26 protein-coding genes, 1 tRNA gene and 1 pseudogene are annotated in these 22,202 nt (G+C 64.6%); 10 read left to right on the top strand and 18 right to left on the bottom strand.

What is annotated here, in order from left to right; translation table 11 throughout:
• The first annotated feature begins 49 nt into the window (after nt 1-49).
• Nucleotides 50-682, top strand: a complete 633-nt coding sequence (locus tag LB528_RS02210) for an HAD family hydrolase (protein WP_224515037.1) — start codon at nt 50-52, stop codon at nt 680-682.
• A gap of 68 nt (nt 683-750) precedes the next feature.
• On the opposite strand, the gene LB528_RS02205 is transcribed toward LB528_RS02210, so the two are convergent.
• The 8 genes from LB528_RS02205 to ureC form a co-directional block, all read right to left on the bottom strand.
• Nucleotides 751-1,518 (bottom strand): class II aldolase and adducin N-terminal domain-containing protein, encoded by a 768-nt coding sequence (locus LB528_RS02205; protein WP_224713673.1) that lies wholly within the window; start codon nt 1,516-1,518, stop codon nt 751-753.
• A gap of 80 nt (nt 1,519-1,598) precedes the next feature.
• Nucleotides 1,599-2,231: an urease accessory protein UreG gene (gene ureG / locus LB528_RS02200; protein ID WP_224713672.1), complete on the bottom strand. Its 633-nt coding sequence runs from the start codon at nt 2,229-2,231 to the stop codon at nt 1,599-1,601.
• Nucleotides 2,228-2,668: a DUF3995 domain-containing protein gene (locus LB528_RS02195; protein WP_224713671.1), complete on the bottom strand. Its 441-nt coding sequence runs from the start codon at nt 2,666-2,668 to the stop codon at nt 2,228-2,230. Before LB528_RS02195 ends, ureG begins: the two co-directional genes overlap by 4 nt.
• On the bottom strand, nt 2,665-3,375 hold the full coding sequence (locus tag LB528_RS02190) for an urease accessory protein UreF (protein WP_224713794.1): 711 nt from the start codon (nt 3,373-3,375) through the stop codon (nt 2,665-2,667). The genes LB528_RS02195 and LB528_RS02190 overlap by 4 nt, the downstream gene beginning before the upstream one ends.
• On the bottom strand, nt 3,329-3,913 hold the full coding sequence (gene ureE / locus LB528_RS02185; RefSeq protein WP_224713670.1) for an urease accessory protein UreE: 585 nt from the start codon (nt 3,911-3,913) through the stop codon (nt 3,329-3,331). The genes LB528_RS02190 and ureE overlap by 47 nt, the downstream gene beginning before the upstream one ends.
• Nucleotides 3,910-4,515, bottom strand: a complete 606-nt coding sequence (locus LB528_RS02180) for a glutathione S-transferase family protein (RefSeq protein ID WP_224713669.1) — start codon at nt 4,513-4,515, stop codon at nt 3,910-3,912. The genes ureE and LB528_RS02180 overlap by 4 nt, the downstream gene beginning before the upstream one ends.
• Before the next feature lie 56 nt (nt 4,516-4,571).
• The gene (locus tag LB528_RS02175) at nt 4,572-5,165 is read right to left on the bottom strand and encodes a hypothetical protein (protein WP_224515029.1); all 594 of its coding nucleotides are present in this window, start codon (nt 5,163-5,165) and stop codon (nt 4,572-4,574) included.
• A gap of 93 nt (nt 5,166-5,258) precedes the next feature.
• A complete protein-coding gene (gene ureC, locus LB528_RS02170; protein ID WP_411962087.1) occupies nt 5,259-6,971 on the bottom strand; it encodes an urease subunit alpha in 1,713 nt (570 codons plus the stop codon).
• 182 nt (nt 6,972-7,153) lie between these two features.
• On the opposite strand from ureC, the gene LB528_RS02165 reads away from it, so the two are divergent.
• A complete protein-coding gene (locus LB528_RS02165) occupies nt 7,154-7,531 on the top strand; it encodes a hypothetical protein (protein WP_224515028.1) in 378 nt (125 codons plus the stop codon).
• Nucleotides 7,532-7,648: 117 nt separating this feature from the next.
• Nucleotides 7,649-8,134: a hypothetical protein gene (locus LB528_RS02160; protein ID WP_224515027.1), complete on the top strand. Its 486-nt coding sequence runs from the start codon at nt 7,649-7,651 to the stop codon at nt 8,132-8,134.
• A gap of 17 nt (nt 8,135-8,151) precedes the next feature.
• On the opposite strand, the gene LB528_RS02155 is transcribed toward LB528_RS02160, so the two are convergent.
• The 5 genes from LB528_RS02155 to LB528_RS02135 are packed head-to-tail and all read right to left on the bottom strand — an operon-like array spanning nt 8,152 to nt 10,523.
• Nucleotides 8,152-8,457: an urease subunit beta gene (locus tag LB528_RS02155; RefSeq protein ID WP_224515026.1), complete on the bottom strand. Its 306-nt coding sequence runs from the start codon at nt 8,455-8,457 to the stop codon at nt 8,152-8,154.
• Nucleotides 8,458-8,464: 7 nt separating this feature from the next.
• Nucleotides 8,465-9,058, bottom strand: a complete 594-nt coding sequence (locus tag LB528_RS02150) for a HupE/UreJ family protein (protein WP_224515025.1) — start codon at nt 9,056-9,058, stop codon at nt 8,465-8,467.
• A 26-nt stretch (nt 9,059-9,084) separates the two neighbouring features.
• Nucleotides 9,085-9,339 (bottom strand): DUF1272 domain-containing protein, encoded by a 255-nt coding sequence (locus LB528_RS02145; RefSeq protein ID WP_224515024.1) that lies wholly within the window; start codon nt 9,337-9,339, stop codon nt 9,085-9,087.
• A gap of 11 nt (nt 9,340-9,350) precedes the next feature.
• Nucleotides 9,351-9,653 carry an urease subunit gamma gene (locus LB528_RS02140; protein WP_224515023.1) on the bottom strand — a complete coding sequence of 101 codons (303 nt, stop codon included), beginning with the start codon at nt 9,651-9,653 and terminating at the stop codon, nt 9,351-9,353.
• 21 nt (nt 9,654-9,674) lie between these two features.
• Entirely contained in the window at nt 9,675-10,523 is an 849-nt protein-coding gene (locus tag LB528_RS02135; protein ID WP_411962088.1) for an urease accessory protein UreD, read from the bottom strand.
• Nucleotides 10,524-10,758: 235 nt separating this feature from the next.
• Here LB528_RS02135 and LB528_RS02130 point away from each other — a divergent pair, with 235 nt between their 5' ends.
• The 3 genes from LB528_RS02130 (at nt 10,759) to LB528_RS02120 (ending at nt 13,169) form a co-directional block, all read left to right on the top strand.
• Nucleotides 10,759-11,013, top strand: a complete 255-nt coding sequence (locus LB528_RS02130; RefSeq protein WP_041003067.1) for an acyl carrier protein — start codon at nt 10,759-10,761, stop codon at nt 11,011-11,013.
• 4 nt (nt 11,014-11,017) lie between these two features.
• Nucleotides 11,018-12,226, top strand: coding sequence for a beta-ketoacyl-[acyl-carrier-protein] synthase family protein (locus LB528_RS02125; protein ID WP_224713668.1), 1,209 nt, complete (start codon nt 11,018-11,020; stop codon nt 12,224-12,226).
• Between the two features lie 238 nt (nt 12,227-12,464).
• Nucleotides 12,465-13,169: a glutathione S-transferase family protein gene (locus LB528_RS02120; protein WP_224713667.1), complete on the top strand. Its 705-nt coding sequence runs from the start codon at nt 12,465-12,467 to the stop codon at nt 13,167-13,169.
• A 17-nt stretch (nt 13,170-13,186) separates the two neighbouring features.
• Here the strand turns inward: LB528_RS02120 and LB528_RS02115 are convergent, their stop codons facing one another.
• The 4 genes from LB528_RS02115 to LB528_RS02100 form a co-directional block, all read right to left on the bottom strand.
• Nucleotides 13,187-13,510, bottom strand: a complete 324-nt coding sequence (locus LB528_RS02115; RefSeq protein WP_224515020.1) for a hypothetical protein — start codon at nt 13,508-13,510, stop codon at nt 13,187-13,189.
• A gap of 151 nt (nt 13,511-13,661) precedes the next feature.
• Entirely contained in the window at nt 13,662-14,288 is a 627-nt protein-coding gene (locus LB528_RS02110; protein ID WP_224515018.1) for a nucleoside triphosphate hydrolase, read from the bottom strand.
• Nucleotides 14,289-14,515: 227 nt separating this feature from the next.
• Complete coding sequence (locus LB528_RS02105; protein ID WP_224713666.1) at nt 14,516-15,622, bottom strand: hypothetical protein; 1,107 nt, start codon at nt 15,620-15,622, stop codon at nt 14,516-14,518.
• A gap of 242 nt (nt 15,623-15,864) precedes the next feature.
• Complete coding sequence (locus LB528_RS02100) at nt 15,865-17,673, bottom strand: methyl-accepting chemotaxis protein (RefSeq protein WP_224713665.1); 1,809 nt, start codon at nt 17,671-17,673, stop codon at nt 15,865-15,867.
• Between the two features lie 312 nt (nt 17,674-17,985).
• Here LB528_RS02100 and LB528_RS02095 point away from each other — a divergent pair.
• Nucleotides 17,986-18,834, top strand: a pseudogene (locus LB528_RS02095) (D-alanyl-D-alanine carboxypeptidase family protein); the annotation flags it as partial.
• Between the two features lie 429 nt (nt 18,835-19,263).
• Here LB528_RS02095 and LB528_RS02090 read toward each other — a convergent pair.
• Nucleotides 19,264-19,713, bottom strand: a complete 450-nt coding sequence (locus tag LB528_RS02090) for a universal stress protein (RefSeq protein WP_224515010.1) — start codon at nt 19,711-19,713, stop codon at nt 19,264-19,266.
• Nucleotides 19,714-20,159: 446 nt separating this feature from the next.
• Here LB528_RS02090 and LB528_RS02085 point away from each other — a divergent pair, with 446 nt between their 5' ends.
• From LB528_RS02085 to LB528_RS02075, 3 genes are all read left to right on the top strand, one after another.
• Entirely contained in the window at nt 20,160-21,083 is a 924-nt protein-coding gene (locus LB528_RS02085) for a DUF1003 domain-containing protein (protein ID WP_224515009.1), read from the top strand.
• 225 nt (nt 21,084-21,308) lie between these two features.
• A tRNA-Arg gene (locus LB528_RS02080) sits at nt 21,309-21,385 on the top strand.
• 138 nt (nt 21,386-21,523) lie between these two features.
• Nucleotides 21,524-21,907 (top strand): GFA family protein, encoded by a 384-nt coding sequence (locus LB528_RS02075; protein ID WP_224713791.1) that lies wholly within the window; start codon nt 21,524-21,526, stop codon nt 21,905-21,907.
• Nucleotides 21,908-22,202: the final 295 nt, after the last annotated feature.

The raw sequence follows: 22,202 nt of genomic DNA, 5'->3' as shown, positions 1-22,202 counted from the left end.
TTTATCTCCGCCGGGAAACCGATTAAGGGATCGGCGAGAGGAGCCGCGCATGACGCCGAAAGCCGTTTTCTGGGATATGGACGGAACGCTGGTCGATAGCGAGCCGCTGCACGAGGCGGCACTCGCGGCCGCCCTGCGCAGCGTCGGCATCGCCCCGCCGCCCGACCTGCATGAGCGGGTGCTGGGCATCGCGGCATGGCCGGTCTACGAGATGCTGCGCGACGAGTTCGGCCTCGCCCTGCCCTTCGATGACTGGATCGTGCGCAAATACGATCACTATCTGCCGTTGGCAGCAACGCTGAAGCCGCGTCCCGGCGCGATCGAAGTGTTCAACGAATTGCGCGCGCTCGGCGTCGAGCAGGCGGTGGTATCCAACTCCGACCGGCTGATCGTCGATGCCAATCTGCGCGCCGTCGGCCTTGTCTATCCCGGTATGCTGACGGTCAGCCGCAACGATGTGATCGACGGCAAGCCGCTGCCCGAGCCCTTCCTGCGCGCCGCCTATCTGGCCGGGGTCGAGCCGGCAGACGCATTCGCCGTCGACGACAGCCTCACGGGCGCCATGGCCGGACTGGCGGCCGGGATGAAGACGATCTTCTGGCCGGAAGCGCCGATGGAAGGTCCGCCCGGCGCCATCGTCATCAACAGCGCCGAGGAGTTGCGGGCGCAACTGGGGCTCTGAGCCCCGGCGTCAGCGCTGCCCTCATCCGCCTGCCGGCACCTTCTCCCCGTGACCGGGGAGAAGGAAGATCAATTCCGGTAGACCGGCTCTTCCTCGTCGAGGATCGCCTTCAGCTCGGCCAGATGGCGCTCGGCTTGGCCCGGGTAGTCGTCCATCTCGCGCGCGGTCTTCTCGGCGATCTCGTCGGAGAGCGTGCGCAGCGGACGTCCGGTCCACAGCGCCTTGATGTAGGTCTCGGCGGCGCGCTCGAAGTAGAACATGCGGTTGAAGGTGTCGGCGACAGTGTCGCCGATGACCATCACACCGTGATTGCCCATGACCATCACCTTGACCTTGGGGTCGGTCAGAAGCTGCGAGCAGCGCTCGCCCTCCTCTTCGAAGGCCAGCCCGCCATAATTGGCGTCGACGACATGGCGGTTGAAGAACATGGCCGAGTTCTGGTCGACCGGCGGCAGCGTCGAATCGGCCAGCGAGGCAAGCACGGTGGCGTGGATCGAATGGACGTGCATGACGCAGCGCGCATGCGGGACGTTGCGGTGGATGGCGCCATGCAGGCCCCAGGCGGTCGGGTCGGGGGCGTTGGGGCCGGACAGCGTGTCGGGATCGTTGGCGTCGATCAGCAGCAGGTCGCTCGCCTTGATGCGCGAGAAATGCACCTGGTTGGGGTTCATCAGGAACTTCGTGCCGTCCTCGCTGACGGACAGCGAGAAGTGGTTTGCCACCGCCTCATGCATGTTGAGCCGCGCCGTCCAGCGGAAGGCGGCGGCAAGATCGACCCGCTCCTCATAGTAAGGCAGGTTGCTCAGCGGTTCCTTGTGCAGACGGGCAAGGCTCATCGAAATCCTCCGCTTGGGTTGTGTTCCGAGAATGCCGCGCATGGCGGCTGCCAGCAACCGGTAAACGCTGGCTCAGCGGATCAAGCCGCCGGGCGCGCCGACTGCAGGCCGCCCTGCTCGACGATGAACTCGATCACTTCCTGCAAGCCCTTGCCGCGCGACAGGTCGGTGAGGCCGAACGGCCTTTTGCCGCGCATGCGGCGGGCGTCGCTCTCCATGACGTCGAGGTTGACGTTCACATAAGGCGCAAGGTCGCTCTTGTTGATGATCAGGAAATCCGAGCGGGTGATGGCCGGGCCCCCCTTGCGCGGGATCTCCTCGCCCTGGCAGACCGAGATGACATAGAGGGTCAAGTCGGCAAGGTCCGGCGAGAAGGTGGCGGCGAGGTTGTCGCCACCAGATTCGATGAAGATGATGTCGAGATCAGGGAATTTCTTGTTCAGCTCGGCAATGGCCCGCAGATTGATCGAGGCATCCTCGCGGATGGCCGTGTGCGGGCAACCGCCGGTCTCGACACCGACGATACGCTCTTCCGGCAGCGCCTGCAGCCGCGCGAGCATCATCGCGTCCTCCTTGGTGTAGATGTCGTTGGTGACGACGGCGATCGAGAAATCGTCGCGCAGCGCCTTGCAGAGCTGTTCGGTAAGCGTCGTCTTGCCGGAGCCGACCGGGCCGCCGATGCCGATGCGAAGAGGACCGTTTTTCGACGTCATGCCGGAAACTCCGTGATGGCAAGGATTGCGAAGCCTGCCCCGATCAAGAGGCAAAGCGGCGAATAAAGGCTTTGGTCAAGCCACGCGAAAGGCTGTTCGGGCGCAAGCCGGCGCCACCAGGGCGTGAAGCCGGCAATGCCGCGGCCGAGGAAGACGAGGCCGATCATCATCGCCGTGGCAGCCAGGCCTTCTCTTGGAAAGGGCGTCGCAAAGATACCCGCGAGCGCCAGCGGCCAGAGCGTCGCGAGCGCGAGGCAAGCGGCGACAGCAAAACTCGCGAATGACGACGGCATCTCATCGACGCCGCGGAAGCCGACGACGGCGCGGGCGCAAGACGCGCGGTCCGTGCCCGGCCAGATGCCGCCTATGCCCCAATAGACATGCAGCGTGGTGATCAGGAGCAGGACGAAGGAAAGGATGACGGCAAGCACGATCATGAGCGGAACAGCCTGGAGTATTGCGTCTCGTGCTGCATCGCCATGATGTCGGACATGAAGGCCGCGCCGCCCAGATCGTCCAGGCTGGAAGCGGCGGCACGCGACGCAGTCGCCAGCGCCAGCGATTCGAAGCCGGCTAACAATGCGACGGCGTCGACCTGGCCGACAACACCCAACCTGATTGCCGCCTGCACGAGATTGGAGAAGAAAGCCTGCAGGAAGGCGGAAAGCGCATCCGAAAGGACGATGGCGCCGCTGCCCGCAACGGCGCCGACCGCAACACAATAGGGGCAATCGGCCGGCAAACGCTCCAGCACCGGAGACGACCAGGCCGACGCCGCCTGGAGGAAGGCCGTGCCCTGCAGCATGGTTTCGAGATGACGCTCCTGCGATCCGGCAAGCGCCTCGGCCAGCGCGGCAACCTCGCTGAGATCGCCGCCGTCCCGTCCGCGGCGCCAGCTTTCGGCGAAGAGCACGGCATCGTTCCAGCCCGAGCCGATCTCGACCAGCGTCTCCAGCCAGCCGGCGAGATCTTCCCGGTCGGCGATCAGCCCGTCCTGCACGGCGCGTTCGAGGCCGTGGCTGTAAGAGAAGCCGCCCACCGGAAAGGACGGCGACAGCCAGGCCATCAGCCGCAGCAGCGCGACGCTGGAAAGCTCCTCAGTCATGGTGGTGGTGGTGGTGGTGGTGGTCGTGGTCGTGCGCATGATCGTGGTGATCGTGATCATGGCCGTGGTGGTCATGATCGTGACCATGCGAATGGCCGTGGTCGCGGCTATGCCCGGAATAGGCGCCACGCACTGGGCTGAAGGGTTGCGAAACCTCGTTCACCGTGGCGCCGAGGCCTTCGAGCATCGCCTTGATGACATGATCGCGCAGGATAAGGATGCGGTCCGCCTCGATCGCCGCGGCAAGGTGACGGTTGCCGATGTGCCAGGCGAGTTCGGTGAGATGAACCGCGTCGCGGGCGCGGATGTCGTAGACCTCCTCGGGTGCTGCGACGATTTCGAGCTGGCGGCCGTCTTCCAGCACCAGCCGGTCGCCATTGTTCAGCGCCACCGGCTCGGGCAGGTCGACCAGCACCTTTTCGCCACCGGCCGTCTCGATGGCGCGGCGACGCAGGTGCCGCTCGTCATGCGGCAGCACGGCTTTGTCGTAGGGTTCGGTCAAAGCCGGATCGCCGGCGGCGAGCACCGAAACGGCACGCGGGAATTTTGTGAAATCGGTGTTAATGTTGAGCTTCATTTCATGGCTCCGCCATTGGCTTGCGCCCTTGCACGAGCGGGGCGCTGAAGGACACGGTCGAAATAGGCGTTGACGCGCTCGGAATCGATCGGGAAACGCCCGGCGCGGGCCCAGCCGCCGATATCGCCGAGCAGCACGTCGACGGCGGAGAACCGGTCGCCCAGCGCAAAGGGCTGATCGCCAAGCCGGCGATCCAGCGCCTTTATTTCGGATGCGAAATCATAGGCCGCGGCTGGGCCGACATCGACCCGAACATCCTTGGGCAGCAGGAAGCGGTGGCGCAGCTTGTTCCAGAGCGGCGCTTCCAGCTCGCTCTGGGCAAAATGCATCCAGGAATCCATCTCGGCGCGGCCGGCGAGACCGGGATTGGCGCCCATGCCCTTGTCAGAATGTTTGTCGGCCAGATAGACGCAGATCGCCGCTGAATCCGTGACCTTGAGCTCGCCGTCGATCAGGATCGGCACCTTGCCGGAGGGGTTGAGCGCATAGGCCTCCGGCGAGCGTAGCTTCACCTCGACGAATTCGTAGGGCTGCCCGAGTTCCTCGAGCATCCAGAGCACCCGGCTGACCCGGGATCCGCGCGATCCGACGGCGTTGTACATGGTTAACCTTGCTTTTCCGAAACCTTAGACCATCGCCCGCATCAGCCCAATGGCGCTCAGACGATGGTGTCGAAGAGCCGCAGGATGAACGATACCTGGTAGACAAGCGCGGCCGCGACGAAAGCGATGTGGAAACGGCGGTCGCGAACCAGGATCGCCACCAGGCAAAGCGCGACGAAGACCGGCGTGCGGATCAGATATTCATTGCCGAAGCGGGCGAAATGCTCCGGACCTTTGAGCAGCGTGTCGACCACGTCGAGCAGATAGGTCGCCGCCAGCAGCCCGAAGAACCAGGCGCGGCGCGAGTAAAAATAATCCTCGTAGCTGGTGTAATCGAGCATCGAATCCGGAAACAGCAGCGCACAGAGCAGGAACAGCGTGATGGCGTAGAAGATGATGAAAAGATATTTGCCGAAGGTCCAGTTCTCGATGGCGTAGAGGCCGAACTCCCACCACCAGAAATGCACCAGCATCAACAGCACCGAAGCGACCCAGGCGAGATGCACCGCATAGAGCCGGTACTGGCCGGGATGCTGGACGATGCGGGCAGTTCCCGAAAGCAGCCGCGTGACGCCGAGGCCGATCACCATGCCCATGACGATGCGGATATGCGGGAAGATGTCGTGCGGAGAGGCGATTTCGGTGGGCATGCGTAATCACAATGCGGCTGCTGCTTTGCCGCATATTGCGGTCTGTGCGCGCGAGCCGCAACGATATTTGCCCACTCACCGATCAGCCGACTGTTAAAACAGGAAATACCTCTGCGCCATCGGCAGCACGGTCGCGGGTTCGCAGGTCAACAACTCGCCGTCGGCCCGCACTTCGTAGGTTTCGGGATCGACCTCGACCTGCGGCGTCGCGTCGTTGAGCACCATGGAATGCTTGCCGATGCCGCAGCGGGTGTTCTCGACCGCGATCATCGCCTTGTCGACACCCAGCCTGCCCTGCAGGCCGGCATCGAACGCCGCCTTCGAGACGAAGGTCACCGAGGAGTTGGTCAAGGCCTTGCCGTAGGCGCCGAACATCGGCCGGTAGTGCATCGGCTGCGGCGTCGGGATCGAGGCGTTCGGGTCGCCCATGGGTGCTGCCGCGATCGAACCGCCGACCAGCACCATCTCCGGCTTGACGCCGAAGAAGGCCGGGTTCCACAGCACGAGATCCGCCCGCTTGCCGACGGTGATCGAGCCGATCTCCTTCGACAGGCCGTGCGCGATGGCCGGATTGATGGTGTATTTGGCGATGTAGCGGCGGACGCGGAAATTGTCGTTGTCGCCGGTCTCGTCAGGCAGCGCGCCGCGCTGGCGCTTCATCTTGTCGGCGGTCTGCCAGCAGCGGATCGCCACCTCGCCCACCCGGCCCATGGCCTGGCTGTCGGAAGAGATGATCGAAAAGGCGCCGATATCGTGCAGTATGTCCTCCGCCGCGATCGTCTCCTTGCGGATGCGGCTTTCGGCGAAGGCGATGTCCTCGGGGATCGACGGCGACAGATGATGGCAGACCATCAGCATGTCCAGATGCTCGGCCAAGGTGTTGACCGTGTAGGGCCTGGTCGGATTGGTCGAGGACGGGATGACGTTGGGCAGGCCGCAGACCTTGATGATGTCGGGCGCGTGGCCGCCGCCGGCGCCCTCGGTGTGGAAGGCATGGATGGTGCGGCCCTTGATGGCCGCCACCGTGTTTTCCACGAAGCCCGATTCGTTCAGCGTATCTGTATGGATCATCACCTGTACGTCGTAGGCGTCGGCGACCGACAGGCAGCAGTCGATGGCGGCCGGGGTCGTGCCCCAATCCTCGTGCAATTTCAGCGAGCAGGCGCCGGCCAGCACCATCTCTTCCAGCGCCGCGGGCTTTGAGGCATTGCCCTTGCCCGACAGGCCGATATTCATCGGGAACGCGTCAAAGGACTGGATCATGCGCGCCATGTGCCAGGGGCCGGGCGTGCAAGTGGTGGCCAGGGTGCCATGCGCGGGGCCCGTGCCGCCGCCCAGCATCGTCGTGATACCGCTCATCAGCGCTTCCTCGATCTGCTGCGGGCAGATGAAGTGGATATGCGCGTCGAAGCCGCCGGCCGTGAGGATCTTGCCCTCGCCGGCGATGATCTCGGTGCCGGGGCCAATGATGATGGTGACGCCAGCTTGGGTGTCCGGATTGCCGGCCTTGCCGATCGCGGCGATGCGGCCGTCCTTCAGGCCGATATCGGCCTTCACGATGCCGGTGAGCGCGTCGACGACCAGCGCATTGGTGATGACGGTATCGACAGCACCCTCGGCCCGCGTGACCTGGCTCTGGCCCATGCCGTCGCGGATGACTTTGCCGCCGCCGAATTTCACTTCCTCGCCATAAACGGTGAGGTCTTTCTCAACCTCGATGAAGAGCTCGGTGTCGGCAAGCCGCACCTTGTCGCCGACCGTCGGTCCATACATTTGCGCATAGGCGGCACGGCTTATCCTGGCCATCAGCAATTGCTCCCGAAATTCAGGTCGCCAAAAGTAAGGTTGTTTGGACGCGGGGCACACATTGTCGCCATCCAATGGTCATGCAATGACCCGCCCGGCGACACTTTGAGCGCCCATTTGAGCGTTCCCATCAGGCCGTTGAGGCGGGCGGAATCACTCCCAAGCCGATGGAAGGAATATCCATGCGCAAAGCGATACTTCTCGCCGCGACCGCCAGTCTGATGATGGCCGGAGCTGCCAGCGCTCAGCAGCAGCCGACACCGCAGCCTAGCCCGGCGCCCACCGCACCCGCCGCGCCGAAAGCCCAGTCCGCGGCGCCAGCGATCCAGAGCGTCAACGTCGTCGACATCACCGAACTGCCCAAGGACGCGCAGACGCAGGTCAACCAGATCGTGGCGCAGCGCGGCGATGCCGGCCTGCAGACATTGCGCAAGTCGATCGACGCCACGCCCAAGGTGAAATCCGCGCTCGAAGCCAAGGGCATGAGCTCGGCGCAGGTGATCGCCGCCAGCATGCAGCCCAATGGCGCGCTGACGCTGATCACCAAGAAAGCGAGCTGATTGCGTGCCTTGGCGGGCCGCCTTGCGGTCCGCCTGCCGGCTTTTGAAGGGAACCTGCGGCCAGACAGGACCGTTTCGCTGTTTTCGCCCCGCCACAAGTTCATTCAGGAGCGAGCGATGGCGACTGCCCCGCGTTTTGCAAAATGGAGTCCCGTGGCTGCCGCCACGCTTTTCATGGCCGCGACCCATGCGGCGTCCGCGGCGCAGCCGCTGGACAACGGCCGGCCTGCCGCGGCAATCGTCGATTCCGATGTCCGGCAGGAAGAGGCGCTGTCCACGACGGAGGCCGGAAAGGTCATCACGGCCATCGACCGCACCCGCGAGAATATCGGCGCGGTGCGCAAGATCACCAAGCTCGACACGGTCGACATCATCTTCCTGACCGACGCGGCGCGCAGCGAAGGCGGACCGCCGCCGGCCATCGAGAACAAGGTGAAGCAGCATCAGGAGGATGTCGCCGAATTGCGCCAGGAGATCGAGGCGAACGCCTTGCTCTTCAACGCAATCGATTCGCGGCGCGTGCAGGCCGAGGACGTGCTTGCCGTGGAGTTCGACAATCCGGGGAAGGTCGTCATCTATGCCGCCGCTAAGCCGCCGAAGTGATGTGAGCGCGCCGGACCTCACAGCTTGCCCATCACCTTCTGCTGGAAACCGTAGACCTCGCGCTTGCCGCCCAGCGGCACGAGCGTGACGTCGCGCTCCTGTCCCGGCTCGAAGCGCATGGCCGTGCCGGCGGCGATATCGAGCCGCATGCCGCGCGCGCGCTCGCGGTCGAATTTCAGGCCCTCATTGGTTTCGTAAAAATGATAGTGGCTGCCGACCTGGATCGGCCGGTCGCCGCTGTTTGCGACCTTGAGTGTCACCGTGGGCAGGCCCTTGTTCAGGTCGATACCGCCTTTGGCCGTAATGACTTCGCCGGGGATCATCGCACCCTCACAACATGCCAAAGGCAAGGCCGACGCCAATCGCCGCGCAAGCTGCGCCGGCGGTGCGCGCCACGCCGCGGAAGCGCGAGCCCAGGCCGAGACCGGCCGCGATGCCGACGCCGTGGAGCAGCGCCGTCGCCATCGCGAAGCCGGCCATATATTCAAAACCGCCGGCATTTTCCGGCACTTCGGTGCCATGAGCATGGCCATGGAACAGCGCGAACAGGCCGATGATGGCGATCCCGGCCGAGACCGGCAGGTCGATCGCCAGCGCCACCAGCAGACCGAGCGCCACGACGGAAGCGAGGATAGCCGGCTCGACGAAAGGCACCGGCACATGCAGCATGCCGAGCGCGCCGCCGGCCAGCATCACGCCGACGAAGGCCAGCGGCCAGGCCCAGACGGCCTTGCCGCCCTTCATCGCCGCCCAAAGGCCGACGGCGATCATCACGCTCATGTGGTCGAGCCCGGACAGCGGATGCGCGAACCCGGCTGCGAAGGAAGAGGTCGTGCCGACGCCGACATGGGCGTAGGCGGGCATGGCGGCCGCCAGCAACAGGACGACGGCGAGCGTGCTGCGTTTCGTCGAAGCGGGGATCATCTTTCTGCCCTTTCCAATTGACCCGGTTAAGCGGCCTTGCGCGGACCGCAGCCTTCGGCTTTGAGCACGCGCCTGGTCGAAGGCGGATATTTCGCCAGCTTGGCCGCCGGCCGGATCGGCCGCGGCGCGAAATTGCCGCCGCAATTTGGGCAGACGCCGCCCAGCACATTATCCACGCAGTCGGCGCAGAAGGTGCATTCGAAGGTGCAGATCAGCGCATCGGTCGCCTCCGGCGGCAGATCCTTGTCGCAGCATTCGCAATTGGGCCTGAGCTCCAGCATCGTCTTCCTCCTCACCGGATCGGTTCGTGCACGGTCACCAGCTTGGTGCCGTCGGGGAACGTCGCCTCGACCTGGACGTCATGGATCATCTCGGCGATGCCCTCCATGACCTGGGCGCGGGTGACGACATGGGCGCCCGCCTCCATCAGTTCCGCGACCGGGCGGCCATCGCGCGCCCCTTCGACTACGAAGTCCGTGATCAGGGCGATGGCTTCCGGATGGTTGAGCTTGACGCCGCGCTCCAGGCGCTTGCGCGCCACCATCGCCGCCATGGCGATGAGCAGCTTGTCTTTTTCACGCGGCGTAAGATTCATGCAATATCCCGGTGTTTCAGATCAGAGTGACCACAATTTGGGCAGGCCCGCCCGCCCATTAAGCAGTTCGACGAGCGGAACCAGCCGCTTGCGGAGCTGGTAGCCGTCGCCGGCACAGAGCCTCGCAAGAAGCTTGCCAGATCGGCCGACGCTCCAGAAACTGGCGCCGCCCCAGCCGCCGGTGCCAGGATCGCCGATGATGGCCCGGACCTTGCCCAGCAGATCTTCCGCTTGCGGCGAAACGAAGAGCACCGTGGCGACGGCAAGCGCGTCGCCGGTCGCCGCCCGCCGCTGGAGCGTTGCGGCGATGTCCGGGCCGAGCCTGAAATCCTCCGCATGGACCAGCGCACCGCCATGGCGAACCCGCCAGCGGTCATGGAAACTGCCTTGAACCATCCGCTCGCCCATCGCAAGCCGGCCGAACAGCGTGGCTTCGAGCATCAATGCCTCGGCATCGTCGCCAAGCTCGACATCCAGAGTGCGGGCGAAGGCGGCGCGGTCGAAAACGATGGTTTCCTGCGGCAACCAGGCGATGCGGCCGCCCGAACCGACCCGCAGGCCGACGCTTGTCTCGGCCCTGTCGGCGGCGGCGCGATAGACCTTCTCGCAGGCCTGGGTGGTGATGGAGGCTGAGGCATCGGCGCCGACCTCGATCGTCCAGCCAAGGCGGTCGCCGCCGGTCAGCCCGCCAGCCGTGTTGATGAGCACCGCCTCGAGCGGATCGCCTTGCACCGCCGGCAGGCGGATCTTGGCCGATCCGTCCTGGTAGAGGCGCTGCAAGCGTGTCCGGCCATCGCCCTTGCCGCAGAAAAGCCTGGCTCGCCCGGCAACACGTTGCGCGGCAGGCAAAGGAGCGGCGGCCGCAGGCAAAGCGGGCCGGGATGTCAGGGTGTTCTCGATCGTGTCCACGATTCCAGGTTAAGCACTCCGGCGGCTTTGTCGATATATCGCTTGTTGCTTGACATCGTTTTGGTTTCTATAGAGGGAAGCCACCCTGGAGCGGTCGCGCGGTGTCTGGCGAGGTAAGGGCAACGGCGTTTGTTGGATCCGGGGATAAAAAAGGCGCTGATCAGTTGGCGTCGGGAAACGACAGGGAAGGAACCGAATGGCTGACCAACTGACGACCGAGATCATCGAAAAGATCAAAGCGCATGCCGACACCGGCGGCGAGGAAATCACCGCCAGCACCGATCTCGGAACGCTCGGTATCCATTCGCTGGAGTTGACCGAGATCATCTTCGATCTCGAGGAAAAATACGGCATCGAGATCGAAATGAACACGGTCGATGCCTGGAGCAATCTCAAGAACGTCGGCGACATGGTCGAGGCGGTTCGCGAACTGATCGCGAAAAAAGCCTGACTGCATGCAAAAACGCGTCGTCATCACCGGTATCGGCGGGATTTGCGGGCTCGGCAACGATGCGGCGGGGATCTGGGACGCCATGCGCGCCGGCCGCTCCGCCATCGGCCCCATCGACAATCCGTCGCTGCATGACCTCAAGGTCAAGACCGGTTGCGAAATCAAGCAATTGCCGGATCATGGCATCGACCGCAAGCAGGGGGTGTCGATGGACCGCTTCAGCCTGCTGGCGGTGATCGCGGCGCGGGAAGCGATGCGGCAATCGGGCTTGACCGCGCATGCCGACAACACCTACCGGATGGGTGCAGTCGTCGGCGTCGGTGTCGCGGGCTTCGAGACCATCGAGGAGAATTACCGCGCAATCCTGCTCGAAGGGCGCAACCGCGCCGCCATCTTCACCGTGCCGAAAGTGATGCCGGGCGCGGCCGCCGGCCAAGTCAGCATGAATCTCGGGCTGCGCGGCCCTGTCTTCGGCGCCACTTCAGCCTGCTCGTCCGCCAACCATGCGATTTCCTCGGCCGTCGACCAGATCAGGCTCGGCCGCGCCGACGTGATGGTCGCCGGCGGCACCGAAGCGCCGCTGGTATGGGGCGTGCTGAAGGGCTGGGAGGCGCTCAGAGTGCTTTCGCCCGACACCTGCAGGCCGTTCTCGGCCGACCGTGCCGGCCTTGTGCTCGGCGAAGGCGCCGGCATGGCGGTGCTGGAAAGCTATGATCATGCGATGGCGCGCGGCGCCACGATTCTGGCCGAGATCGCCGGCGTCGGGCTTTCGGCCGATGCCTCCGACATCGTCGCGCCGACCGTCGAGGGACCGGAAGCGGCCATGCGTTTCTGCCTGGCTGATGCCGGGCTCAATCCGCAAGATGTCGACTATCTCAACGCGCACGGCACCGGCACCAAGGCCAACGACCAGATCGAGACAGCGGCGATCAAGCGCGTCTTCGGCGACCATGCCCGTTCGCTTTCGGTGTCGTCGACAAAGTCGATGCATGCGCATTGCCTCGGCGCTTCGGGCGGACTGGAGATGATCGCCTGCGTGATGGCGATCCGTGACGGCATGGTGCCGCCGACCGCCAACTATCGCGAGCCGGACCCGGAATGCGATCTCGACGTGACGCCGAACACGGCGCGCGAGCGCAAGGTGCGCGCCGCGCTCAGCAACAGTTTCGCCTTCGGCGGAACCAATGCGGTGCTGGCCTTCAAGGCGATCTGACCGGCCGAAGCCGACCGGCTGACTGTGTGTGCACGGCAAGCTGGTGGGAGCATGATGCCGAAAGGTGGGAGCCGGTTTTCGGAGAAGATCATGCTCCAACAAAGAGTTAGATCAGGATGCCGATTCAACGAAACGTCATCCTGATCTGGCGGCGTATTGATCCCGGCTGGCCGGGGTCCTAATTCTCCCTGACCCGCCATAAGCGCCGCCCCGCGCCAATCCGCATTCGGAGTTTGCGATGACCGACCTGTCCGCCTTTCCGATCGCCAAGCGCTGGCCGGCCAAACATCCCGAGCGCCTGCAGCTCTATTCCGCCACGACGCCCAATGGCGTGAAGGTCTCGATTGCGCTGGAGGAGATCGGCCTTCCCTACGAGCCGCATTATGTCGATATCGGCAAGAACGAGAGCTGGACGCCGGAATTCCTGTCGCTCAACCCGAACGGCAAGATACCGGCGATCATCGACCCGGACGGTCCGGGCGGCAAGCCGATCGGCCTGTTCGAGTCCGGCGCCATCCTGCTCTATCTGGCCGACAAGACCGGCAAGCTCATTCCCGCCGATCCGGCGCGCCGTTACGAGGCGATCCAATGGGTGTTCTTCCAGATGGCGGCGATCGGCCCGATCTTCGGGCAGGTCGGCTTCTTCCACAAATTCGCCGGGCGCGAAATTGCCGACAAGCGGCCGCTGGAGCGCTACCGCGACGAGTCGCGGCGGCTGATCGGCGTGCTCGAAACGCGCCTGAAGGGCCGCAAATGGATCATGGACGACGACTACACAATCGCCGATGTCTCGATGCTGGGCTGGGTGCGCAACCTGATCGGCTTCTACGAGGCGCGCGACCTGGTCGGCTTCGACGATTTCCCGACCGTCGCCGAATGGCTGGAGCGCGGCTTGGCACGGCCGGCGGTGAAGCGGGGGCTCACCATTCCAGCGAAAGGCTAGGGCTCTTATTTCGGCTCTTATTTCGACTTGGCGCTGGTTCGCCTGCCAAGCATGGACGCGGCCAATCTTGCAGTCGCCACCACCGCGCCAGTCGCAACGCTTGCGACCGTGCGTATCGGACCCGATTTGCTTGCAGCTGGCTTGTGCGGCTTCTGCGCTTTGGCCGCGACCTTGTGGGCCGCGCCGGGCGTCACTTTCTTCGGCGCTGCTTTACCGAAAGCCGGCTTGGCGTCCTTCGATCGTTCGGCCGCCGCGGGGCCGGCGCCGGCTGGGGCTTGCGTCATCCTGGATTGGCTGGCCCTGGCCTTCTTGGGCGCGGTTTTTCTGCTGTTCGTTGCCATCTGACGGCTCCTGCATTCTCGGTTCGCAGTTTCGGAGGGAAAGCGTTCGCCGCCTTCCTGGAATTGCTCCGGCGCCGGACAATTCGGGATAGGGCCATAACGGCGCGAAAACCTTAAGGTTCCCGCCCAAAACTATTGAAAATTGAGCAGGTTAACCAATAACCAAGGAACCGACGACCATATCGGCAGGCCGGCGCCGCGCCAGCACCCGCTCGATGTTGGGCATGTCGTTGGAGGCGATCCAGGCGCGGGCGTCCTCGTCGGATTTGCCGTGTTCGCGCCAGCGCTCCATCAGCCGGCGCTCGAGCTCAGCCCGCGGCACGTCGACGAAGATGGTGAAATCGAACAAAGGCGCCAGCCGCGACCAGGGCTCCTCGTCGAGCAGCAGGTAGTTGCCTTCGACCAGGACAAACTTGGTGTCGGCGGAAACGATTTCGGCCGCCGCGCGCGACAGTTCCATGCTGCGGTCGAACACGGGAATCGCGATATCGGGTTCGCCGGAGCGGATGCGCTTCAGCAGCGTCTCGAAGCCGGCGAAATCGAAGGTTTCCGGCGCGCCCTTGCGGGGACGCAGGCCGCGGCGGTTGAGAATAATGTCGTCATAGTGGAAGCCGTCCATCGGCACGACCTCCGAGCTGCCCTCCGGCAAAAGCTCATGCAATGAGGCGGATATTGTCGACTTGCCGGCGCCGGGCGGACCAGCGATGGCGACGACGAAGCGTTTGGCCTTGCCGGCGCGCTTGAAGATGGCGGCTGTGATATGAGCGATCTCGGACATAGGCGCCTTTCCGGTGCTGTTCGGCCGACATTTTGGCGGCACCGAGCGGAAATTTCAAATCTTAGAACGTCGTTTAGATCGCAAGCTGCCGGTCACATGCTGCCGGTTCATGCAGAAATCCAAAACGCCGGCGGGACAGCACCCCCTCTGTCCTACCGGCTTTCGTCGCTCGGAAAGCCAAGCAATTGGCTTCCCGTCCGCTGCGCGGACCCATCCTGGCCGACCTCTCAAGCAGGAACCGAACGGCCGATGCGCAGGAACCCGCCGTCGAACGGCACCTCCCGCGCTGCCCCGCCGGCAGCGAGGACACGCAAGCGGTCAGGCGCGGTTTCCAGGCCGCCTAGCGGTCCGGCCTCGGCGAACGGAACCGCGCCGATCACATGGCGAAACGAGACCGACCGCCCCTCGGCCAGCGCAAAGGCCGTCGCCACGCCTTCATGCTTCAGCCAGTTGTCGCCGAGCGAAGCGGCATGGCCGACGGCCGTGCGGCCGTCCTCGACGCCGAGCACGCCGACGTGACGGCCGCTCCAGGGCGCGTAGTCGCGGCCGCCATTCGAGAACCACAGCATGGTGACCGGCAGTTCGGCCGGGTTCTTCAGCACCAGAACCAGGTCCTGCTCGGCGCGGCGGGCAATCGCCGTCCAGCCCGGCCCGCCGTGATCCGCCTCGACCAGGGTGATGAAATCTTCGCGCCTGTCTTCGATGCGGTAGTCGGTGAGGTCGGTTGTGCCGCCGGCGGCGAGCGGAAACTGCGCAAGGTCACCGGCGCGGGCCGGATAGGCCAGCATGAAGCTGCCGCGCGCCGGATCGGGCTCGAGCGGCGTGGCGGGCGTCACCGCCACGCGTTTTGGCGAGAAGGCCAACCGGCCGCCGCCTTGCATGGCCGTCATCGGATGATGGGCGACGGAGATCGCGCCCGAGCCGCCGGAAAAGATGTGCTCCTGGTAGAGGAAGGGGTGGCCGTCGCGCAGCGTGAAGACCTTGTCGACAGCGGCGCCCATCACCTTGCGGCGCAGCCGAAAAACGGCCCGCCAGCCGCCGGCAATGGCGGCGCTTTCGACGACGTCCCATTCGCTGTTGGCCGGCCAGCCATGCAGGGGTGCGGCCTCGACGTCGCTGGCGGAGAAGGGCGCGCAGAGGAAATCGCCGGAGAGCCTCACCGTGCCTTCGGGGAGGCTCTCAGGCAATGTCTCGCGCGGCGTGCCGACCCAGGGCGCGCGATGCAGCGGTTTCAGAACGCGGCCGTCGGCTTCGATGTCCATGGCACTGATGTGACCGACGGCGAGATCGAGCGAGACGGAGATGCCCTTTGCGGTGATGGTAGCCGTGTCCATGGATGCCTCCCGGCGAATCTTTTTCTCGCGGCAGCAAAGCCTGTCCAGCACCGGATACGCAAGCGAGATGGCAGGCAATTTGCATCAGTTCCTCACCCTCCCCCTTGTGGGGAGGGTCGGCGAGCGGTCGGAGCAAAGCGGAGACCGGTCGACGGGGTGGGCTCAAAGAAAGTATTCTTTCGATCCCCACCCCGATCCGCTGCGCGGATCGACCCTCTCCACAAGGGGGAGGATAAGGAACCCTACTGCCGCTTATACTCCCTGACCGGCGACTTCGTGCCGTCGGTATAGGTCACCTGCACCGCCATCGATTTCACGTCGTCCTTGACCTTGAAGTAAGGCTGGTAGTCGGAGGGGATGGCGTAGGGGTCCTTGGCGTCGCAGGGCGGCATCTTGATCTCCTTGTCGAGCGCGGTGCCGTTCAGGCCGTAATGCACCGCCTTGATGGCGCAGCGGAAGGAGAGCATCTGGGTGAAATAGACCAAGCCGCGATTGCCGCCGGCGTCGAAGGCGATCCAAGACGTCCAGAACTGGTCGAGGATCTGCTTGTTGCCTTGCTGAAGCGCCGAATCCGGATCGAAGCGGATGTCGAACGGGCCGGTCTCGCGGCCGCGGATGTCGAGATATTTGATGGCGATGATGGCGGCGGCGGTGCTGTCCGGCAATTCGAAGCTCGGATTGGGCATCGGCTTGCCGGTGCGCTGGTCGTTCATCGCCATCAGGCCGGTGTCGGTGAACGGACCGCTATCGCCGAGGCGCCAGGAAATCGCAGTCGCCGGCTCCGGCAGCGAGATCGTCATCGACCAGCCGGCGTTGGAGCGCATCGGCGTCAGCGTCGGCACGAAGCGCGACGGGTCGAGCACGTCGCCCAATGCCGCGAGACGCGTGCGGCTGCGGTCGAGCCAGTCGGCCAGTTGGGTCTGATCGACGAAATATCTGAGCAGGCCGCCACCCTTCTCATAGGAAACGAACTTGGCCAGCGCCTGCGCTTCGCTGCGCTTGTCGGCGAGCGTCTGGCTGCCGAGACGATCCTCGGAAAATTCCTGCGCCAGGAGAAAATAAGCCGGCGCGTAATCCGGGTTGGCGGCGATGAAGGCGTTGAGCTTGTCCACCCGCTGGGCGTCGTCGAACTGCAACAGATGGACAAGCCTGAGCGACGGCGCCTTGGCCTTTTCCGCCAGAGAACCGAACACTTCGCGGGCGCCGGCCTTGCCGTCCTGGACCCTGAGCAGCGTGGCAAAGCGCGTGTAGGGGTCGACCGCGTCGACATCGAAGCCGGCAAAGGCAAGATAGGAGCGGCGCGCGTTGAGCATGTCGCCGGCAAGCTCGTAGACGCGGGCATTGTGATAAAACTCGTCCGGGCGATTCGGATCGGCGATCGCGCCGCCCTGCGCAGAGAGCTGCGCGAATCCCTTGGCGATCGTGTCGATCGAAGCGGCGACCTGCTCGGTCGTCGCCTGCAGTTTTTCCACCTGCGCCTGCTGCTGTTCTTGGCCCGCGGCCAGGTTGTCGGTGGTCTGCTTGACCGCTTCGACGGTTTTCTGCGTCTCGGCGCCTTGCGCGGTCTGCTTGGTCTGCGTCTGCGCGATCTCCTCAGTCGTCTTCGCCACCGTGTCGGTGGATTTCTTGACCGCCTCGACGATCTTCTGCGTCTCTGTGACGGTCTTCTCGACCTTCGCCACTTTCTGCGAGACGATGCCCAGCGACTGCTGCAGCTCGGCCACCGCCGGCACTAGGCTGGCGACCACGCCGTTCTGCGAATTCGTTTGCTGCTGGATGCCGTAGACGCCGCCGGCGATCGCCGCGGCGCTGGTGGCGAAGATCAGCGCCGGCATGGCTTTAGCCGCCAGCACCAGGCGCAGCACCATGGCGACGGCGATGATCAGCGCCGCGACCGCGGCTCCAAGCGCGATATAGGCGGCAAAGGGTCCGAGCGGGTTGAGCACGTCGCCGACCGCGCCGCTGATAAAGGCGAAGCTCGCCGCCCATTTGCCGGTGCGGCTGAGCGATGCTCGCAAAAGCGAGGTCGTACCCCTGGCGATTTCCGACATTGCCGATCCCCCCAAAACCAAGCCGCACGCATATTAACGGAAAGGTGGAGCGGAACGCAAAGCGGGGGTGAGCAGGCGGCCGGCGATTGGCGAAAGCCTGCGCGACATACGATCTCCCCCTTGCGGGCCGCAAGGGGAGATTGGCAGCTTCGGCGACGGCTCGAACCTCCAAAACCTGGGCAAATGCCTTATTGCCGCCGTTAACCAGTTGGACGCGGCACATGCGTTACGTTAGCTTCGCCGCATCTCAGCAACAGCTTTAGAACCGTCTTGCCCCGTCCCTTCCTCATCCTCCAGAAACTCATCGCTGCGATGGCCCTGCTCCTGCTGGTCGCCGGCTGCACCACGGCCGCGCCGCCTGAAAGCGTGCTTGCCGTGCCGGCCAAGCCGCAGAAATATGCGGCGATCGTGGTTGACGCCTCGACCGGCAAGACCTTGTTCGAGGTCAATTCCACGGCGCAGCGCTATCCCGCCTCGCTGACCAAGATGATGACGCTCTACATGCTGTTCGAGGCGCTGGAGAGCGGCCGCGTCACCAAGCAGACGCAGATCCCGGTTTCCGACCACGCCGCCTCGCAGCCGCCGACGAAGCTGCGCTTCCGGCGCGGCGAGACGATCGACATCGATTCCGCCATCCGCGCCATGGTGGTGAAGTCCGCAAACGACGTGGCGGTGGCGGTGGGCGAATATCTGGGCGGCGGCTCGGAGGACCAGTTCGCCGCCACGATGACCGCCAAGGCCCGCTCGCTCGGCATGACCGGCACCAATTTCCGCAATGCCTGCGGCCTGCCCGACGACGGCCAGGTGACGACGGCGCGCGACATGGCGGTGCTGGGCATGGCGCTGGAAAAGCGCTTCCCGCAGCACTTCCACTATTTCTCCGAAAGCGATTTCATGTTCCGCGGGCGGCTGGTGCGCGGCCACAACGACATGCTGGGGCGCGTGCGCGGGGTCGACGGCATCAAGACCGGCTACATAAGAGCTTCCGGCTACAACATCGTCACCTCCTACAATGCCGATGGGCGGCATCTGATCGTGGTGGTAATGGGCGCCGACAGCGCGCGCCAGCGCAACAACCATGTCGAGGCGCTGATCCAGCGAAGCCTGGGGCCGACGATAGCCGATGCCGGCCAGCCCAGGCTGATGTATTCCGGGCAACAGCCGGCCTCGCCGCCGCCTGGCCTGCAGCCGCCCGACTCGGCTTTGCCCGGCCTGTCGACGCCGAATCAGGCGACGCCTGCGTCGACGCGGCCGGGCCAGCCGGCGTCGGATCTGCCGTCGCCGGACTTAGCGTCGCCCAGTTCGCCGCTGCTGCTACCGGCGCAGTAGAACGGTGCCCTTGTCGGCTCGTCATTCTAGGGCGGAGCAAGGAGCGAAGCGACGCGCGCAGACCCTAGAATCCATGCCGCGACCTGTGAACGTCGCGACGGTGCAGACAGTGGCGCCGGAACGCCGGCGTAGGCGTCCTCGTTCTGCACCGATGCATTTTTCGGCGGGCGTAATGGCATGGATTCCAGGGTCTGCGCGACGCTTCGCGTCGCTCCGCCCTAGAATGACGACCTCATTGGGAGGCGTTGTCCCACCAATCTTTTATCTGACCACCAGCACCGGGATCTGCGTCAGCGACACCACCTCCGCCGTCTGGCTGCCGAGCACAAGGCGTCCCAGCCCGCGGCGGCCGTGCGAGGCCATGACGATCAGGTCGCAGGCCTCCGCGGCAGCCACATCGAGGATCGCCTCGGCGGGCGTCCGGTTCTCGATGTGCAGGGTCTTCGCACCGATGCCCTTCGCGCCGGCCTCGGCCTGGCATTTGTCGAGCACCTCGCGGGCATATTTGCGCGCGTTTTCCTGGTAATTGGTGAGCTCGTCGGCGGCGACATAACCGGCCATGGCGCCGCCCCAGGCGAGCGTCGGGAACGGCTCGGAGACGGTGACGAAGACGACGGCGGCGCCGAGCCCCTCGGCCAGCTCAAGCCCGTGGGCGACGCCCTTTTGGGCGAGTTCCGAACCGTCGGTGGCGATCAGGATTTTCTTGTACATGGCGGCGATCCCTCATTTGCGGGCGCTGCGCGCCCCAGGTGGCGGGAACCTGAACGGTCAGGCCCGATGTCGATATAGTCAGCCTATCAGGCCCGCCACAGGGGACAGGTTGATCTCACTCAAGGCCAGGGGGCGGAGACGATTGCTCCAGGGGTGGTGAGAAATTGCCGACGGCGCTCCCCCTCACCAGCCTCCGCTTCGCTCGGCTGACCTCTCCCCGGCGGGGAGAGGAGATTGTCAGCGCCGGCGCTTCCCTCTTCTTCCCGGCGGGGAGAAGGTGGCCGCGTAACGGGTGGATGAGGGGGTGCGCCGACCTATGCAATTGCCTAAGCAGCCCGCCCGCCCGATCACAAGAACTTGTTCCGTCACACACTTTTCACACTGACCATGGATATGCCGCCGGCTTGGCGTATCGTATCGCAAAGCCTCGAACAGGAGCACCGAGCATGGCAGGCGACCCGAAGGCATCCGCGCAGCCCGACGACGAGAACGACATCGCCGGCGAGTATCTCGAGGCGGAAACCGTGCCGGAGGATGCGCAAGCAGCCGCCGACGAGATCCTCGAAGCGCCGGAGGTGCCGGATTCCGAACCGCATGTTCCCGGCGCGACCAGGGTCAAGCCGAAGAAGAAACCCTCTGCGATATCGGGGCGCAAATTCCGCAAGCGCGACCTGGTGCGCATCGACGATCTGAGGCCCAGCCTCGCCGATCGCATTCGCTCCGACCATCCCGACCTGCCGCGCGGCGCCCGCATCAGCCGCGAGGAGCTCGGCCGCTACCGCATGCGCTACATGGAGGAACTGCTGCAGCAGGAGCATGGCGAATTCTCCGAGCTCGACCGCCAGGTGGTGGAATCGATCGCCAGGCAGGACACGATCTCGGAAAACTCGGAAGAGGAGTTCGAGGAGCACCGCTCCTTCGCCGACCGCGTCTCCGACGGCATGGCCGAGTTCGGCGGCAGCTGGTGGTTCCTGATCTCCTTCGCGGCGGTGCTGTTGATCTGGATCGGCCTCAACCTCGTCCAGGGCGAATCCAAGGCCTTCGACCCCTATCCGTTCATCCTGCTCAACCTTCTGCTCTCCTGTATCGCCGCCATCCAGGCGCCGGTGATCATGATGAGCCAGAAGCGCCAGGAAGCCAAAGACCGGCTGCGCTCCTTCAACGACTACCGGGTGAACCTCAAGGCCGAGCTGGAAGTGCGGCACCTGCACGAAAAGCTCGACTACCTGATCTCGCGCCAATGGCAGCGCCTGGCCGAGATGCAGCAGATGCAGCTGGATGCCATGCACGAGCTGGCAAGCGCGAAGAAGCAGAAGCACACCGCGCGGGCGGTGCGGCGCAAGACGGCGAAGGTCGAGGCAGAAGGTTAGGCCACCGGAGCTTCGGTTCCTCGCCCCCGCCAGAGCGGGGGAGAGGTGGCTCGGCGAAGCCGAGACGGAGAGGGGGAGCGCCGTCTCCGATGGCCTATCGGTCGGACAATCACCCAACAGCCCACCGCACAATCGCCAATTGCCCGTTGAAGCCCGCAGCGGCTTCCGCTAAGAAGCCGTGGCTGGCCGGCTCACCGGCCGGTTCGTTTTCCGGTTCTCCGGGAAGCACCCGTAGCTCAGCTGGATAGAGCGCTGCCCTCCGAAGGCAGAGGTCACAAGTTCGAATCTTGTCGGGTGCGCCAATTTCGGTTTCCGCGGCTTCAGAAGGGCGAAAAGCAGCTGCGACACGCGTCCTGAAAGCCTTGTCGAGGGCTACTTCAGCACAATAACTCCGTTCGCAACTTGATGGAACAAAATCTCCCTTGGCGGGTAAGGTCTCCATGTCGTCGGGTCGTTGTCTATGCGGGTCAGTGCGCTACCAAATCGCGGGTGAGCTTGCACAGCCTGTAGCCTGTCACTGCACCCAATGCGCCCGCACCAGTGGCAACTTCGCGGCTATGGCGGCCTGTCGCTCGGAGAATCTTGAACTGCTAGCGTCGTCTACCCTCAGTTGGTACCGCTCGTCACACGACGTCGAGCGCGGTTTCTGCTCGCGCTGCGGCGGTAATCTATTCTGGAAGGCGGCTCCCGGCCTTCAAACCTTCGTCGCTGCCGGAACCCTTGACCCACCGACAGGCCTGCGCCTTAGCAAGCATATTTTCGTGGGATCGAAGTCCGATTTTTACGATCTAACCGACGGGCTACCGCAGGAGCAGGACGGCTAGTTTCAGCTGCAGGCGCACGTGAGGGACCGACAGATGAAGTCCAACGGTGAGAGCAAGCCAGGGCACGAAAACCCGTAAGGAAGCCCCGGCGATTAGCCACTTCGATCTGACTTCATCAGCCCCTTTCTAGAGCTCTAGCCCAAGCCGGACGATTGATCAGAGATCGAAATCACGTCGGTTGCACGCTGCGTCGGCGCTGCCGAGAGCTCCTGGCAGCATGGCGGCGACGTACAGCGTCCGATACTCAATCGGCACAGGTCCTGCCTTCCACCTCTCCGCCAACTGAGATCGCCTT

The organism is Mesorhizobium sp. CA4, from assembly GCF_020165075.1.
In the GTDB taxonomy this organism is placed as follows: domain Bacteria; phylum Pseudomonadota; class Alphaproteobacteria; order Rhizobiales; family Rhizobiaceae; genus Mesorhizobium.
The sequence above is the reverse complement of the archived record's forward strand: the minus strand, read 5'-3'. Positions and strand labels throughout refer to the sequence as shown.

Coding starts and splice junctions, on each gene's coding strand:
- LB528_RS02125 (WP_224713668.1), top strand. CDS start 11,018: ATGCAAAAACGCGTCGTCATCACCGGTATCGGCGGGATTTGCGGGCTC.
- LB528_RS02155 (WP_224515026.1), bottom strand. CDS start 8,457: ATGATCCCCGGCGAAGTCATTACGGCCAAAGGCGGTATCGACCTGAAC.
- ureE (WP_224713670.1), bottom strand. CDS start 3,913: ATGAAGCTCAACATTAACACCGATTTCACAAAATTCCCGCGTGCCGTT.
- ureC (WP_411962087.1), bottom strand. CDS start 6,971: ATGGCCAGGATAAGCCGTGCCGCCTATGCGCAAATGTATGGACCGACG.
- LB528_RS02110 (WP_224515018.1), bottom strand. CDS start 14,288: ATGTCCGAGATCGCTCATATCACAGCCGCCATCTTCAAGCGCGCCGGC.
- ureG (WP_224713672.1), bottom strand. CDS start 2,231: ATGACGTCGAAAAACGGTCCTCTTCGCATCGGCATCGGCGGCCCGGTC.
- LB528_RS02140 (WP_224515023.1), bottom strand. CDS start 9,653: ATGAATCTTACGCCGCGTGAAAAAGACAAGCTGCTCATCGCCATGGCG.
- LB528_RS02075 (WP_224713791.1), top strand. CDS start 21,524: ATGTCGTCGGGTCGTTGTCTATGCGGGTCAGTGCGCTACCAAATCGCG.
- LB528_RS02205 (WP_224713673.1), bottom strand. CDS start 1,518: ATGAGCCTTGCCCGTCTGCACAAGGAACCGCTGAGCAACCTGCCTTAC.
- LB528_RS02090 (WP_224515010.1), bottom strand. CDS start 19,713: ATGTACAAGAAAATCCTGATCGCCACCGACGGTTCGGAACTCGCCCAA.
- LB528_RS02145 (WP_224515024.1), bottom strand. CDS start 9,339: ATGCTGGAGCTCAGGCCCAATTGCGAATGCTGCGACAAGGATCTGCCG.
- LB528_RS02195 (WP_224713671.1), bottom strand. CDS start 2,668: ATGATCGTGCTTGCCGTCATCCTTTCCTTCGTCCTGCTCCTGATCACC.
- LB528_RS02115 (WP_224515020.1), bottom strand. CDS start 13,510: ATGGCAACGAACAGCAGAAAAACCGCGCCCAAGAAGGCCAGGGCCAGC.
- LB528_RS02150 (WP_224515025.1), bottom strand. CDS start 9,058: ATGATCCCCGCTTCGACGAAACGCAGCACGCTCGCCGTCGTCCTGTTG.
- LB528_RS02085 (WP_224515009.1), top strand. CDS start 20,160: ATGGCAGGCGACCCGAAGGCATCCGCGCAGCCCGACGACGAGAACGAC.
- LB528_RS02105 (WP_224713666.1), bottom strand. CDS start 15,622: ATGGACACGGCTACCATCACCGCAAAGGGCATCTCCGTCTCGCTCGAT.
- LB528_RS02210 (WP_224515037.1), top strand. CDS start 50: ATGACGCCGAAAGCCGTTTTCTGGGATATGGACGGAACGCTGGTCGAT.
- LB528_RS02120 (WP_224713667.1), top strand. CDS start 12,465: ATGACCGACCTGTCCGCCTTTCCGATCGCCAAGCGCTGGCCGGCCAAA.
- LB528_RS02190 (WP_224713794.1), bottom strand. CDS start 3,375: ATGCGCACGACCACGACCACCACCACCACCACCACCACCATGACTGAG.
- LB528_RS02130 (WP_041003067.1), top strand. CDS start 10,759: ATGGCTGACCAACTGACGACCGAGATCATCGAAAAGATCAAAGCGCAT.
- LB528_RS02100 (WP_224713665.1), bottom strand. CDS start 17,673: ATGTCGGAAATCGCCAGGGGTACGACCTCGCTTTTGCGAGCATCGCTC.
- LB528_RS02160 (WP_224515027.1), top strand. CDS start 7,649: ATGGCGACTGCCCCGCGTTTTGCAAAATGGAGTCCCGTGGCTGCCGCC.
- LB528_RS02180 (WP_224713669.1), bottom strand. CDS start 4,515: ATGTACAACGCCGTCGGATCGCGCGGATCCCGGGTCAGCCGGGTGCTC.
- LB528_RS02175 (WP_224515029.1), bottom strand. CDS start 5,165: ATGCCCACCGAAATCGCCTCTCCGCACGACATCTTCCCGCATATCCGC.
- LB528_RS02165 (WP_224515028.1), top strand. CDS start 7,154: ATGCGCAAAGCGATACTTCTCGCCGCGACCGCCAGTCTGATGATGGCC.